General features: G+C 44.0%; 14 protein-coding genes. 12 read left to right on the top strand and 2 right to left on the bottom strand.

Going from position 1 to position 13,433, the window contains the following annotated elements; translation table 11 throughout:
- Window positions 1–94: 94 nt before the first annotated feature.
- Both motA and M3I01_RS11740 read left to right on the top strand, forming a co-directional pair.
- A complete protein-coding gene (gene motA, locus M3I01_RS11745; RefSeq protein ID WP_255896041.1) occupies window positions 95–949 on the top strand; it encodes a flagellar motor stator protein MotA in 855 nt (284 codons plus the stop codon).
- A gap of 33 nt (window positions 950–982) precedes the next feature.
- Entirely contained in the window at window positions 983–1,891 is a 909-nt protein-coding gene (locus M3I01_RS11740; protein ID WP_255896040.1) for an OmpA family protein, read from the top strand.
- On the opposite strand, the gene rsgA is transcribed toward M3I01_RS11740, so the two are convergent.
- Window positions 1,888–2,922 (bottom strand): small ribosomal subunit biogenesis GTPase RsgA, encoded by a 1,035-nt coding sequence (rsgA, locus tag M3I01_RS11735; protein ID WP_255896039.1) that lies wholly within the window; start codon window positions 2,920–2,922, stop codon window positions 1,888–1,890. The genes M3I01_RS11740 and rsgA overlap by 4 nt on opposite strands.
- 74 nt (window positions 2,923–2,996) lie before the next feature.
- Here rsgA and orn point away from each other — a divergent pair, with 74 nt between their 5' ends.
- Window positions 2,997–3,554 (top strand): oligoribonuclease, encoded by a 558-nt coding sequence (orn, locus tag M3I01_RS11730; protein ID WP_255896038.1) that lies wholly within the window; start codon window positions 2,997–2,999, stop codon window positions 3,552–3,554.
- Between the two features lie 150 nt (window positions 3,555–3,704).
- On the opposite strand, the gene M3I01_RS11725 is transcribed toward orn, so the two are convergent.
- On the bottom strand, window positions 3,705–4,361 hold the full coding sequence (locus M3I01_RS11725) for a sulfite exporter TauE/SafE family protein (protein WP_255896037.1): 657 nt from the start codon (window positions 4,359–4,361) through the stop codon (window positions 3,705–3,707).
- A 148-nt stretch (window positions 4,362–4,509) separates the two neighbouring features.
- On the opposite strand from M3I01_RS11725, the gene tsaE reads away from it, so the two are divergent.
- The 9 genes from tsaE to M3I01_RS11680 all read left to right on the top strand — a co-directional run bounded on the left by tsaE (window position 4,510) and on the right by M3I01_RS11680 (window position 13,433).
- A complete protein-coding gene (gene tsaE, locus M3I01_RS11720; RefSeq protein WP_255896036.1) occupies window positions 4,510–4,980 on the top strand; it encodes a tRNA (adenosine(37)-N6)-threonylcarbamoyltransferase complex ATPase subunit type 1 TsaE in 471 nt (156 codons plus the stop codon).
- A gap of 86 nt (window positions 4,981–5,066) precedes the next feature.
- Complete coding sequence (locus M3I01_RS11715) at window positions 5,067–6,395, top strand: N-acetylmuramoyl-L-alanine amidase (RefSeq protein ID WP_255896035.1); 1,329 nt, start codon at window positions 5,067–5,069, stop codon at window positions 6,393–6,395.
- Window positions 6,396–6,446: 51 nt separating this feature from the next.
- Window positions 6,447–8,357: a DNA mismatch repair endonuclease MutL gene (gene mutL / locus M3I01_RS11710; protein WP_255896034.1), complete on the top strand. Its 1,911-nt coding sequence runs from the start codon at window positions 6,447–6,449 to the stop codon at window positions 8,355–8,357.
- A 1-nt stretch (window position 8,358) separates the two neighbouring features.
- A complete protein-coding gene (gene miaA, locus M3I01_RS11705) occupies window positions 8,359–9,291 on the top strand; it encodes a tRNA (adenosine(37)-N6)-dimethylallyltransferase MiaA (RefSeq protein ID WP_255896032.1) in 933 nt (310 codons plus the stop codon).
- 89 nt (window positions 9,292–9,380) lie between these two features.
- Window positions 9,381–9,626 (top strand): RNA chaperone Hfq, encoded by a 246-nt coding sequence (gene hfq, locus M3I01_RS11700; RefSeq protein ID WP_112139478.1) that lies wholly within the window; start codon window positions 9,381–9,383, stop codon window positions 9,624–9,626.
- A 35-nt stretch (window positions 9,627–9,661) separates the two neighbouring features.
- On the top strand, window positions 9,662–10,951 hold the full coding sequence (gene hflX / locus M3I01_RS11695) for a ribosome rescue GTPase HflX (protein ID WP_275565083.1): 1,290 nt from the start codon (window positions 9,662–9,664) through the stop codon (window positions 10,949–10,951).
- 40 nt (window positions 10,952–10,991) lie between these two features.
- On the top strand, window positions 10,992–12,239 hold the full coding sequence (gene hflK / locus M3I01_RS11690; protein ID WP_275565082.1) for an FtsH protease activity modulator HflK: 1,248 nt from the start codon (window positions 10,992–10,994) through the stop codon (window positions 12,237–12,239).
- The gene (hflC, locus tag M3I01_RS11685) at window positions 12,239–13,120 is read left to right on the top strand and encodes a protease modulator HflC (protein WP_255896031.1); all 882 of its coding nucleotides are present in this window, start codon (window positions 12,239–12,241) and stop codon (window positions 13,118–13,120) included. The genes hflK and hflC overlap by 1 nt, the downstream gene beginning before the upstream one ends.
- A gap of 115 nt (window positions 13,121–13,235) precedes the next feature.
- Window positions 13,236–13,433: a DUF2065 domain-containing protein gene (locus tag M3I01_RS11680; protein WP_255896030.1), complete on the top strand. Its 198-nt coding sequence runs from the start codon at window positions 13,236–13,238 to the stop codon at window positions 13,431–13,433.

Genomic DNA, 13,433 nt, shown 5'->3' with positions numbered 1-13,433 from the left:
TTATGTGTGTGTAAAGTGCTCTTATATTTTTATCTCATTAATCATACTGTATATTGAGGTGAGAGCATACTTTGTCAGTATTAAGGAAGAGAATATGTTTGCGTTAGCTGGCGTACTGGTTGTTATTGTTAGTGTTGTATCGGGTTATTTGGCATCTCACGGCAATATGTTGGCGTTATGGCAGCCTTTTGAAGTGATTATTATTTGTGGAGCGGCATTGGGCGCCTTCATGGTAGCGAACCCACTTATTGTTCAGAAAAAAGTATTCACTATGCTGCCTCAGATTTTTTCTGGGAGCCGTCATAATAAGCGTTTTTATCTTCAGTTATTAGGTTTGATGTACTGTCTTTTTCAAAAAAGCCGTCAAGAGGGATTTTTGTCTATTGAGGAGGATATTGAGTCTCCTTTTACCAGTGAGCTGTTTAATCGTTTTCCTGATGTAGTGCGTGATCATGAGGTGGTGGACTTTTTAACTGACAATTATCGGATCTTTACGTTAACGGGTCTACCTGCTTATGAAATAGACGCCATTATGGACAATGAAATCGAGCAGATTCAAGAAGAGCTTATTGCTCCTAGTCATGCATTGAATCGTGTGGCGGAGGCTTTGCCTGGATTTGGTATTGTTGCGGCGGTGCTTGGTATTGTTATTACTATGGGGTCGATAGGTGGCCCATTAGAAGAGATTGGTTCACATGTAGCGGCGGCATTGGTTGGGACGTTTTTGGGTATCTTTTTTGGTTATGGGTTTGCTGGGCCGGCGGCTTCGCATTTGGAAAGTCTGGGAGCTCATGAGTTAAAAGCGTATTTATGTATTAAAGCGTGTTTGAATTCGGTTGTGTCTGGTTACGCACCGCCTGTAGCGGTTGAGACGGGGCGTAAGTTGCTGCCTCCTGATATGCGTCCAAGCTTTATTGAATTGTCAGATGATCTTAAGCAATACCGCTAATATGGGCTTATAGCAAGTTTTGGAGAGTGTTAGATGGCTTTAGGTTCCAATGGTCTGGTTATTCGGCGGGTTAAGAAAATCAAAAAAATTGCACACCATGGTGGTGCTTGGAAAATAGCTTTGGCAGACTTTGCTTTGGCTATGATGGCTCTCTTTTTGGTTTTATGGATATTAAGTGTTGCCACGCCAGAGGAGCTGGCCAGTATTGAGGGGTATTTTCAAGATCCAATGGGGACTTCTGTGGCAGGTTATAGTGCCAATCCTATCGATCTTGGTGGGAGCCCAGCAAAAAGTACGGAAAAAAAATTGGATTTGCAGCTTCCTGAGTCTGGCAGTACTGATGTCGAGTCAAGAGAGATGCGTGCTGGGAATGGCCCTGATTCAGCGGATGCAAAAAGCATTAACGATATGGTGCAAAAAGAGATGGGAAGAATGAATATTCTACTTTCTGAGCAGCAAAATTTGCGTATTGAGGTAACACCTATTGGCGTTCGGATCACATTATTGGACGACCCTGATGAGCCTATGTTTGAGCGCGGTAGTGCCCGAATGATGCCGGATATTGAAAATACTTTGCTTAGCATGTCTTCCATCTTTAATAAGGTAGCCAATCCGATTGTGATTACGGGGCACACAGACTCATCAAGATTTAGTGGTTCAGGCAGGTTAGATAATTGGGATTTATCAGCGTTACGAGCGAACGCTGCGCGTCGTATACTGGAAGAGGGTGGTGTTGAAAATGGACGTATTGCTCAAGTAATAGGTTTATCAGACACGATACCTTACAATCGATTTGATACAGGCAGCGCTGAAAATAGGCGAATCAGTATTACTTTATTGACAGATGAAGCTTATAAGAAAATGCTGGATCAAAATCTCCGTAATTTTGGAAACCCTGTCCAGCAATCTGATTTACAGTTGCCCCCTGAAGCAATTTTCTAAAAGGCATGATTTTCCCGAATAGACTGTTTAATTCTTAAGAAGCTTTGGAAGCGGTGTTCTGTTATATCACCTTTTTCTAACGCTTCAAGAATTGCGCACCCTGGCTCTTTTTCGTGAGCACAATCACGGAATCGGCAATAGCCAATATGTGGTTGAAATTCGATAAAACCATTCAAAAGCTCTTCCTCAGAGATATGCCATAAGCCAAATTCACGTATTCCCGGAGAATCAATAAGATCTCCGCCTTTTGGCATGTGGAATAGACGGGCTGTGGTTGTGGTGTGCACGCCTTTTTTTCGTTTTTGGGAGAGTTCACCGACGGTGATGTCTATATCGGGAAGTATCGTACCAATAAGAGAGGATTTACCGACACCAGATTGCCCGACAAATACGCTGGTTTTATCTTGCAAGAAACTGTAAAGCGATTCCATGCCTTCTTGATGTTTGATAGATGTTCTGATTATTTTGTAATTTAGGTCTTCGTATGTCTTTAAGAGATTATCTAAGCTGGCTTGATTGCTGTCGTCTATTAGGTCGCACTTGTTAAGTAGTATCACTGGAGGAATACCGACGGTTTCAGCGGCAACTAAGTAACGGTCAATTAAATTTGCATGAGCGACAGGTTCCGCGGCAATCACGACGACAATGTGATCAATATTGGCCGCAACGGGTTTCAACCTTCCATGCATGTCTGGACGAGACAATGAGGTGTGTCTTGGTGTGGTGGCGACAACAACGCCGCCTTCATTTTGCTTGGGACGCCAGACAACTTTATCGCCTGTAACGAGTTGGCCTAAATTGGCGCGTAAATTACAGCGCGTGGAAATACCAATAAAGGGCTCTTGCGTGCCTTCGACTTCGACTTGTGTGCCGAAGTGGGAAATGATCATTCCTTCGGTTTCGGGCCCAAGATCAGATGACTGAAGGAGCTCTTCAGCGATATCGCCGCGTTTTTGGGTGCGTTCTACGCGTTCCTTGTGAATTCTTTCAATTCGCCAAGTTTGTTGTTTGGTAAGTTTTCGCTTCGACATTAGGCTCGTCTGATCATATAGTAAGGCGCATAGAGTATAATGCTTGGCATTGATAATAAAGGACTTGGAAGGTTATGAGCTTAAATGAAGAGAATTTAGTATGGATTGATCTTGAAATGACAGGGTTAGATCCAGAGAGTGATACCATTATTGAAATTGCGACAGTGGTGACTGACAAGCATTTAAATGTGTTAGCTAAGGGGCCGAGCCTTGCAATACATCAGGAAAAGTCGGTGATGGATGCAATGGATGAATGGTGTACACAGCATCACGGCGATTCTGGTCTAACGGCGAGAGTGTTGTCTTCTACGATCAGTATGAAGCAGGCAGAGTCTGAAACCATTCAGTTTTTAGCGCAATACGTTCCCGCTGGAGCTTCACCTATTTGTGGTAACAGTGTTGGTCAAGATCGTCGTTTTTTATACCGTTACATGCCAGCTCTAGAAAGATTTTTTCACTACCGCTATCTTGACGTGAGTACGGTGAAGGAATTGGCAAAGCGCTGGAAGCCAGAGGCGTTAGAAGGGTTTAAAAAATCAGGCTCGCATCTAGCGATGGATGATATTCTAGAATCTATTGGTGAGCTTCAGCATTATCGTCGAACCATGTTTGGTTTGGACGATAAGGTATAAATTCCATTGCCGAAGAATCTAAAAGGTATTTAATGAGCTTTTGAGGTTAAAGCTCATTAAATAATCGCAGAGGCTCCGTCCCAGATTAGCTTGATTCCTGTTAGGAAAAGAAAACCATACATGAATTTAAAAAATAGCGCGGTTGATATTTTATAGTGCAACCAAGCGCCGAGTTGAACGCCTAGGTAAGCAATAGGGGTAAAGCAAAGAGACAGAAGTATGTTTGAAGTGTATTAGTTGCCCAAGCATGCTATACGGAATGAGTTTCACATAGTTAATTGCTGTAAATATCACTGCTGCGGTAGCGACATACTGCGTTTTATCAAGATTTGCTCTAAGTAAATAAACGCTCATTGGTGGGCCGCCAGCATGGGCGATAAAGCTGGTGAGGCCACCAAGAGCGCACCAGAGCTTTCCAGCTATGGTACTAAGTGGTTTTGGTTGAGGTGTGCTATTTTTTCTTGGCCATGAATTTAGAACAAATCCTACTGCAATAATCCCCACCATTATTTTTAGCCACTCAGACGAAAACCATGATGCGGTTAATCCTCCAATAATAACCCCGACGATAGCCGCTGGAATGCATTTAATGAGTTGTTCGTTACTCCATTTCCCCCAGAACTTTTGTACGGCAAATATGTCCATAATACACAAGATGGGAAGCATGATGGCGGCAGCAAAGATGGGAGAGGTTTGAAGGGATATGAGTGGTACAGCCATAATACCGAATGCGCCAGAAAATCCTCCTTTAGAAATGCCTGTAATAAATACGGCAATGGCAATGAGTGAAATGAGAAGCCAATCCATAAATGTCCTTCGTTGTGCTGTTAATGCTGTTAATGTTGTTAGCTTACTGATTATGGGGTATTGGTGCTTGTTTCAAAAGCCTTCTGTATTAGAATTGCGTGAGTTTTTTGTGTTTGCTCTTTTTGGGTGTAGAGAGGATTAATAAGTAATGCGAATAGAAAAAGATGTTTACGGTGAGGTGGCGATGGAGAGCCTAGGAGAGGTTATTTCATCTGCATTGAAAATGGGTGGGGTGGTTTATCTAGAGGGTGATCTTGGGATGGGAAAAACCACGCTGGTGAGAGGGGTGCTGCGAGGTCTAGGCTATGAAGGACCAGTGAAAAGTCCAACTTACACCATTGTTGAGCCATATGAGTTGCCCGGTTTGGAGGTTTATCATTTTGATTTGTATCGCGTTAGCGACGCAGAAGAGCTTGAGTTTATGGGGATTCGGGATTACTTCACTGAAAGTGGTTTGTGCCTGATTGAGTGGGCGGAAATGGGGCGTGGGGCGTTGCCAAAGGCGGACTTGGTGGTCTCTTTGGGTCTGATTCGTCAGGGTCGTCATGTCTCTTTAGAGGCGCAAACAGAAAAAGGTTTGGCTGCTCTAAAAATTTTACAAGAGGTCATAACTTCTTGATGTATAGAAGTCTTTACTATAAGTAAGATTGAGATCCATTTAATCAGCAGTTATAGTGTGTCAGATATACTAGCTAGCTGTCTGATATGCATACTAAATTTCACATTTGTCTTTTTGTTTTTATTAATTTAATTCTGTCTGTCGCGTCTTTGGGGCTTTTTGCCGCCGAGGTTCGAGATATACGTGTCGCTCAACAGGAAGGGGTGACGCGTTTGGTATTTGAGCTTTCTGATGTTTCAGAGCATCGAATATTCCCTTTATCAAACCCTGAGCGCATTGTTTTAGATATTAGCGGTGTTGTGTTAGATACAGCCGTCGTAAACGGCTTGTCTGCTCTATCCTCTGATGTGTTGATGCGAGTACGCTACGCTAAGCGTGATAGTGGGGTGCGCTTTGTGCTTGATTTGGCTCAGAAGGTCAGGGCAAAAAGCACTGTTCTAGCGGCAAATGGTACTTATGGTCCACGGATTCTGGTTGAACTTGAATATGGTGTCCATAAGCCTGCCACAATAGTAAAAAGTTTGGCAAACCTGTCAAAAGAAAAACGTAATATCGTCATCGCAATAGATCCAGGGCATGGCGGTAAGGATCCAGGGGCTTTGGGGCAATACAAAGTTCGAGAGAAGGATATTGTCTTGTCGATTGGCAAGGAGTTAGCGAGCCGAATCAATGCGGTAGAGGGCTTTAAAGCGGTATTGACTCGCTCGACGGATACTTACCTTCCTCTTCGTGACCGTTCGCGCGTGGCGCGTGACGCAAATGCCGATTTGATGATTTCGATTCATGCGGATGCTTTTACTAAGTCGAGCGCTCGTGGTGCTTCTGTATGGGCGCTTTCTCTTAGTGGTAAGAGTTCCGAGATGGGGCGTTGGTTGGCTCAGCAAGAAAATTCTGCAGATCTGGTTGGTGGTATTTCGTTAGATGATAAGGATCAGTTGTTGGCGGAAGTATTATTGGATATGTCGATGAATTCGACGATCCAAATGAGTCTTAATATCGGTAAAAGTGTTTTGAGTGAAATGGAAGGAGTCGCGGTGTTGCATAAGGGCAGTGTGCAGCAAGCTGGTTTTGTAGTACTAAAGTCACCTGATATACCATCGATATTGATCGAGACGGGTTTTGTGTCAAACAAAACAGAGGCAAAAAATCTTTCTAGCAGAGCGTATCGGGTTAAGTTAGCCGCCTCTATTGCCACAGGTGTGGTTGAATATTTTACGAAGAATGCGCCTGATGGGACCTTGGTTGCTTGGAAAAAAGGTAATCATACTGACTCTGTTTATATCGTTGAGAAAGGCGATACGCTTTCTGAAATAGCGCGGAGTAATCAGGTGTCCCTCGCTGTTATACGACAAGCGAATGATCTGAAAAACGATGTTATTTGGATTGGTCAGAAGCTAGTCATCCCCGCTGGATAGGAATTCCATTTCCTCTTGTTATTAATTAAAAGTATTAATCAAAGGTTGCTCATGCAAAGAATTAATCTTTTGTCACCACGTTTAGCCAACCAGATTGCTGCAGGTGAGGTGGTTGAGCGTCCAGCTTCCGTTGTGAAAGAGCTGCTTGAAAATAGCCTAGATGCTGGTGCTTCTCAGCTTGATATTGATGTGGAGCAGGGTGGTGTTAGGCGTATAAAAATACGGGACAACGGCACGGGAATTATGAAGGATGATTTGTCCTTAGCCTTGAGTCGTCATGCAACGAGTAAAATCATAACGTTGGATGACTTAGAGGCCGTTCGTACTCTAGGGTTTCGTGGTGAGGCGTTAGCGAGTATTAGCTCTGTTTCCAGAATGCACCTTACCTCTCAGGCTGAAGATGAGTCAGAGGCTTGGCGAGTCGAGGCGGAAGGGAAGGATATGGCAACAGCTGTACGCCCGGCTTCGCATCCACAAGGTACAACTATCGATGTACGTGATTTGTTCTTTAATACACCCGCTCGTCGAAAGTTTCTGCGCACAGAGAAAACAGAATTTGCCCATCTTGAAGAGGTGGTGAAAAGGTTGGCGCTCAGTCGCTATGAGACAGGCTTTCGTTTAAGTCACAACGGTAAGCAAGTTTATGATCTTCGCCCAGTAACGGATCAGCTTCATGCTGAACACCGGCTAGCGACCTTGTTGGGTAAAAAGTTCATAGAAAACTCGTTGACGCTGGATGTCGAAGCTGCGGGGTTGCGCTTGTGGGGATGGATCGGTTTGCCCACTTTTTCTCGGTCTCAGGCGGATCTACAGTACTTTTTTGTGAATGGCCGAGTGGTTAAGGATAAATTGGTAGCACATGCTGTTCGTCAAGCGTATCGCGATGTTTTATACAATGGCCGTCACCCTACTTTTGTTCTGTATCTTGAGCTGGATCCTTCCACTGTTGATGTAAACGTGCACCCAACAAAACATGAGGTGCGGTTTCGTGATGGACGTTTGGTTCATGATTTTTTGTTCAGTCGGATACATAAAGCTATTGCAGATGTAAGGCCTGAATCGGATGCGGCGCCTACTGGAATGCAAGAGACATCATCGAATGAGTCGGAAATTACAGAGCAGTCTGCTTTACAGTTGTCAAATCGTCCTGCTTCTTCTGGAATGGATTGGATGAGGTCAGCGTCAAGCTCGCCAAGCTCTTCAGATGTTCGTGGTCAGCTTGATGGGATGCGTCGTCTTTCTGGTTATGCTCAGGAATACACGTCACAAACTGAGACGGTTGACCCTGAAACAGGAGAGGTGAGAGAGGTTGCTCCCTCAAGTTTACTTGGGCAAAGTGATGTCTCTGCTTTTGGACGAGATGTTGATTATCAGGCGGTGCCTCCCTTAGGCTTCGCTGTTGCTCAGCTGCATGGCGTGTATATTCTTTCCGAGAGCGAGCAAGGTCTTATTCTAGTTGACATGCATGCCGCCCATGAGCGTATTGTTTATGAAAGAATGAAAACGGCTTTTTATCAAAAAACCATTTCGTCACAGCCTTTGCTGGTGCCTATTAATATCGCCGTGTCGCAAAGTGAAGCGGATTTGGTTGAGGAAAGTGGTGCTGTTTTTGAGGCGTTTGGGTTTCGTGTGGAAAGAACTGGGCTAGAAAGTGCCATGGTTCGAGAAGTTCCCGTTATACTGATTCGAGGTGATGTTGAAGGACTGGTTCGTGATGTGATTAGTGATTTATCGGCAAATGGTATATCGGATCTAATGGAATCGCGTGCGAATGAACTGATGGCGTCCATGGCTTGTCATGGTGCGATTCGAGCGAATCGTAAATTAACAATTGCAGAGATGAATAGTCTTCTTCGTGATATGGAAATAACAGAGCGAAGTGGGCAGTGTAATCATGGTCGACCGACTTGGGCGCACTTGAGTATGTCTGACTTAGATAAACTCTTTTTGAGGGGGCGTTAAAATGGCAAAGCCACATGTTGTTTGTTTGATGGGGCCAACGGCTTCTGGGAAAACTGGGCTAGCAGTTGAGTTGGCTGAGCACCATGGTTTTGAAATTATCAGTGTTGATTCTGCTCTTGTTTACAAAGGTATGGATATTGGGACGGCAAAGCCTGATGCGAAATTGTTAGCAAGGGCGCCTCATCGGTTGATCGATATTATCGATCCGCTTGAATCTTACTCGGCAGCAGATTTTGTATTTGATGCGGTTGAGCAGTCTCAAGACATTTTGGCGAAAGGTAAGACCCCGCTTTTGGTAGGGGGGACTATGATGTACTTCAATGCTTTGCAAAAAGGCTTGGCTGAAATGCCACAGGCCAATGCGGAGCTTCGAGCTGTGATTGAAACTGAGGCGGCTGAAAAAGGTTGGGTCGCCTTGCATGAGGAATTACAAGTGATCGACCCAGAGGCTGCGTCTCGCATCCATCCCAATGATCCGCAGCGTTTACAGCGCGCTATTGAAGTGTATCGATTAACAGGTAAAACCATGACCCAATTCTGGGCTCAGCAAGAGGCTGTTTCTTTGCCTTTTGATATGATTAATCTGGCGGTGATGCCAAAAGAGCGAAGTGTGTTGCACGCTCGAATTGAGCAGCGTTTTTATGACATGATGGATCAGGGCTTTTTGGCTGAAGTGGAGGGCTTATATAAGCGTGGTGACTTGTCAATTGATATGCCTTCTATGCGTTGTGTTGGTTATCGGCAGCTATGGCAATATTTAGACGGTGACGATTTGCTAGATGATGCTATCTTTAAAGGTGTTGTTGCTTCTCGTCAATTGGCTAAAAGGCAGCTTACTTGGTTGAGAGGTTGGGATGATTTGATGATTTTTGACAGTTTGTCAAAAGATCTTTTGACCGAGACCTTGAATTATATTGAAAGCAGGATTATATAGGGGAAATGGATAAAGATTTGGTGTAGTATCTACAGTATTGTTTTATCAATATTTAATTTTATATTTTACGCTTACTTAAGGAGATTCCAATGTCAAAAGGGCAATCATTACAAGACCCTTATCTAAATATTCTACGTAAAGAAAGAGTGCCAGTGTCTATCTTTCTTGTAAATGGAATTAAACTTCAAGGTCAAATCGAATCATTCGATCAGTTTGTGATTTTGTTAAAAAATACCGTTAGTCAAATGGTTTATAAACATGCCATTTCTACGGTTGTGCCTTCTCGTACTATCCGCATCCCGTCTCCTGATCAGCCGGAAGATGCTGCTGAATAGTTTGTCTATAATACGGCAGACAGAGGAATACCAGATTGTTTTTTGAACGACCAGATAGTGGTGAAATAGCGGTATTGGTCCATATAGATTTTAATGATAAAAATGAATCTTATGGGCCAGAAGAATTCGTTGAGTTAGCTATTTCTGCTGGCGCAGATCCTGTAGCGGTTGTTACAGGATCTCGTCAGCGGCCTGATGCGAGATACTTTATTGGTACTGGCAAGTTGGCTGAAATAAAAGATATTGTAGACCGAGAAGAGGCGCAAGTCGTTCTTTTTGATCATGCTTTGTCTCCCTCCCAAGAGCGTAATTTAGAAAGTGCTTTACAATGTCGGGTGCTTGATCGCACTGGGCTAATTTTAGACATTTTTGCTCAGCGCGCACGAACACACGAAGGTAAGCTGCAGGTAGAGCTTGCTCAATTGCAGCATACTTCAACTCGTCTTATTCGTGGTTGGACTCACCTAGAGCGCCAGAAGGGCGGCATAGGCATGCGTGGTCCGGGTGAAACCCAACTTGAAACAGATCGCCGCTTGTTACGAGAGCGTATCAAGGCAATCCAAAAAAGATTGAGTAAAGTGGATTCTCAGCGTGATCAAAATCGTCGATCGCGTGATCGGTCTTCTGTGCCAACAGTTTCTTTGGTTGGTTATACCAACGCAGGTAAGTCCACATTATTCAATCGAGCGACAGGTGCGGATGTGTTTGCGGCGGATCAGTTGTTTGCCACGCTTGACCCTACTTTGAGGCGTTTGGATGTTGAGCAGATTGGTTCGATTGTCTTGGCGGATACCGTCGGGTTTATTCGTCAGCTACCACATAGATTAATTAAGGCGTTTCAGGCGACTTTAAAAGAGTCATCTGAGGCGGATTTATTGTTGCATATAGTGGATGCTGCTGATGTTTATCGTGATCAGAATATGGCACATGTTGATACTGTGTTGGCAGAAATTGGTGCCGATGAGGTGCCAACCTTAATAGTATTTAACAAAATAGACGCATTGCCAATGGCTGAGCCTCGAATAGACAGAGACGCAGAGGGGAACCCTTTGCGAGTTTGGTTGTCTGCTCGTGATGGTCAAGGTATTGATCTGCTTAAGCAGGCAATCGCTGAGCTGTTAGGGGTAGATGTTTTTAGTGAAACGCTTTGTTTGTCCAGTAAATATGGGCGTTTAAGGGCGATGTTGTTCGAACATGGGGCTGTAAAGTCAGAGCGTTTTGATGAAGCTGGCCGATTTGTTCTTGATGTGAAGTTGCCTAAAAAAGACTATTTGCAGATTTTGGCTCGCGCGGGCATGTCTGAGGATCAGATCGAAGCCGTGTAAGCTGTACAGAATTATCATTAAAATAAAGTGGAGACGTAGTATGGCCTGGAATGAACCGGGTAATAACGACAATGACCCATGGAATCCAGATAAAAACCGTAATAATGGTGCTGGGCGCCCAGATGGAGATCGTGAAAAAGATGCCAATAATGACCCTTGGGGTCGTAAGCCTGGAGGGAAAGAGCAAGGTCCTCCAGACTTGGATGAGGCTTTTCGTAAATTGATGGATATGTTGGGTGTTAAAAAATCCCGCAAGTCTGGCGGCTCCAATAACGGTGGCGACTCCGGTATGTCTGGTAAGTTTGGTGGCGGCTTAATTGCTGTTGTTTTGCTTGCTGTGTTGGGGTTATGGGGTGCAACTGGTGTCTATCAGGTAGATCAGCAGGAAAGGGGGGTTGTGCTTCGTTTAGGAGAATATCACTCAACTGTTATGCCTGGTTTGCATTGGAATCCGTCTATGATTGATTCTGTTACTAAGGTTAATGTGACGAAGGTTCGTTCTCATGACCATAAGGCATTGATGCTGACCGTTGATGATGCGATCGTTGAGGTGGGTGTTTCGGTTCAATACTCCGTTCAAAATCCAAAGGATTTCTTGCTTAATGTTCGTAGTCCTGAAGAATCTCTTGCTCAAGTGACAGAAAGTGCGCTTCGTCATGTGGTAGGTAGTTCTGAAATGGATCAGATTTTGACAGAAGGTCGAGAGTTACTGGCGGCAGAAGTTAAAATTCGTATTCAAGATTACAGTAATGCTTATGGAACTGGTTTATTGATTTCGAAGGTTAACGTCGAAAATACTCAGGCGCCGAATCAGGTGCAAGAGGCGTTTGACGATGTTATCAAGGCGAAAGAAGATGAGTTGCGAGTACGTAATGAAGCCGAGTCTTATGCTAATGGTATTATTCCTGAAGCTCGAGGCCGTGCACAGCGTATTAGAGAAGAGGCTGAGGCTTATCGCTCTGAGATAGTTGCTCGGGCTAGTGGTCAAGCTGATCGTTTTGATCGTTTATATCGCGAGTATACTAAAGCGCCAGACGTTACTCGTCGTCGTTTGTATATTGAAACGATGGAGTCGGTCTATAAAGATGTGAATAAAGTTGTTGTTGACACTCAAGGTGGAAATAACATGATGTATTTGCCTTTGGATCAGTTAATGAAGCAGCGTACAGAGTCATCTAAAGGTTCGGGTTCTGCAAGTTCAGGAAATATTGGGGCGTTGACAGATCAAGTTCTTGATGAAATACGTAAACGTCAGAATTCAACCGTTCGTAGAGAGGGCAGAAACTAATGAAAGGCTTTTCTTTTTCAGTTTTATTTGTGGTTCTTCTCGGCATGTTGGTTGCTTCTCAAACGCTTTTTGTCGTAAATGAAACAGAGCGCGCAGTGGTGCTTAAATTTGGTGAGATTGTGCGAGGCGATGTAAAGCCTGGTCTTCATTTTAAGCTTCCAATTGTAAATGAAGTTAAGATTTTTGATGCTCGAATTTTGACAATGGACTCTCGTCCTCAGCGTTATTTGACGTTGGAGAAAAAAGCGGTTGTCGTTGATTCTTATGTGAAGTGGAAAATCGATTCAGTTACTAAGTTTTATCAGGCCACTTCTGGTGATGAGATTATTGCTAATCGAATTTTATCTTCGCGAGTGGACACTGGTTTGCGAAATAAGTTTGGCGAACGAACGATGCATGAAGTTGTTTCAGGGCAGCGTGACCAGTTGATGACTGGATTGCGTGATGACCTGAATGAAGTTGCTCAGAATGAGTTGGGTATTTCTATAGTAGATATCCGAGTTAAGCGCATTGATCTACCGCCAGATGTAAGTGAATCTGTTTACGCTCGTATGCGTACTGAGCGTGAGCGTGAAGCTCGTGAGCACAGATCGAAAGGTTTGGAGCTTGCTGAGGGTATTCGTGCCGACGCAGATCGCCAACAAGTTGTTTTGGAAGCCGAAGCGCAGCGTGATGCGGAGATGATCCGTGGTGATGGTGATGCTAAAGCGGCAGCTATTTACTCTAAGGTTTACACTCAAGATCCTGAGTTTTACGAATTCTATCGTAGTCTTCAGGCTTATCGTGAGAGCTTTAACGGTAGTAGCGATTTGTTTGTCCTTGAGCCAGACAGTGAGTTCTTTAAGTATTTGAATAGCTCTACTGGTGGTTTCACTAAATAGAGTGGATATTCATCAATAATCGTATATGAAGCCTATTTGTTAAAATGGGAAACATGGTACTATTACAGAAGCCGGGCTAAGCCCGGTTTTTTAATGATCAAAATAAAGAGAATCTATGCAGGAATTGTTGCAGTCGCTGCTCGTTGGCGTCAGCCTTTTATTGATCGTCGAGGGTGTTTTGCCTTTTCTTGCCCCGAATTTTTGGCGGGAAATAATGGTAAAAGCAATCGCGAGCTCAGATTCGAATTTACGCATTCTGGGGGCGGTTAGTATGTTTCTTGGATTAATGCTTCTTTTGCTGACACGAAGCTAA

Origin of the sequence: Marinomonas maritima (genome assembly GCF_024435075.2) — a bacterium.
GTDB lineage: Bacteria > Pseudomonadota > Gammaproteobacteria > Pseudomonadales > Marinomonadaceae > Marinomonas > Marinomonas maritima.
This window is presented reverse-complemented; position numbering and strand designations above follow the sequence as displayed.

What these genes read in the sequence shown, in the direction of transcription:
- orn (WP_255896038.1), top strand. Translation starts at nt 2,997, where the DNA reads ATGAGCTTAAATGAAGAGAATTTAGTATGGATTGATCTTGAAATGACA.
- hfq (WP_112139478.1), top strand. Translation starts at nt 9,381, where the DNA reads ATGTCAAAAGGGCAATCATTACAAGACCCTTATCTAAATATTCTACGT.
- tsaE (WP_255896036.1), top strand. Translation starts at nt 4,510, where the DNA reads ATGCGAATAGAAAAAGATGTTTACGGTGAGGTGGCGATGGAGAGCCTA.
- mutL (WP_255896034.1), top strand. Translation starts at nt 6,447, where the DNA reads ATGCAAAGAATTAATCTTTTGTCACCACGTTTAGCCAACCAGATTGCT.
- M3I01_RS11680 (WP_255896030.1), top strand. Translation starts at nt 13,236, where the DNA reads ATGCAGGAATTGTTGCAGTCGCTGCTCGTTGGCGTCAGCCTTTTATTG.
- hflC (WP_255896031.1), top strand. Translation starts at nt 12,239, where the DNA reads ATGAAAGGCTTTTCTTTTTCAGTTTTATTTGTGGTTCTTCTCGGCATG.
- motA (WP_255896041.1), top strand. Translation starts at nt 95, where the DNA reads ATGTTTGCGTTAGCTGGCGTACTGGTTGTTATTGTTAGTGTTGTATCG.
- M3I01_RS11715 (WP_255896035.1), top strand. Translation starts at nt 5,067, where the DNA reads ATGCATACTAAATTTCACATTTGTCTTTTTGTTTTTATTAATTTAATT.
- M3I01_RS11725 (WP_255896037.1), bottom strand. Translation starts at nt 4,361, where the DNA reads ATGGATTGGCTTCTCATTTCACTCATTGCCATTGCCGTATTTATTACA.
- miaA (WP_255896032.1), top strand. Translation starts at nt 8,359, where the DNA reads ATGGCAAAGCCACATGTTGTTTGTTTGATGGGGCCAACGGCTTCTGGG.
- hflK (WP_275565082.1), top strand. Translation starts at nt 10,992, where the DNA reads ATGGCCTGGAATGAACCGGGTAATAACGACAATGACCCATGGAATCCA.
- M3I01_RS11740 (WP_255896040.1), top strand. Translation starts at nt 983, where the DNA reads ATGGCTTTAGGTTCCAATGGTCTGGTTATTCGGCGGGTTAAGAAAATC.
- rsgA (WP_255896039.1), bottom strand. Translation starts at nt 2,922, where the DNA reads ATGTCGAAGCGAAAACTTACCAAACAACAAACTTGGCGAATTGAAAGA.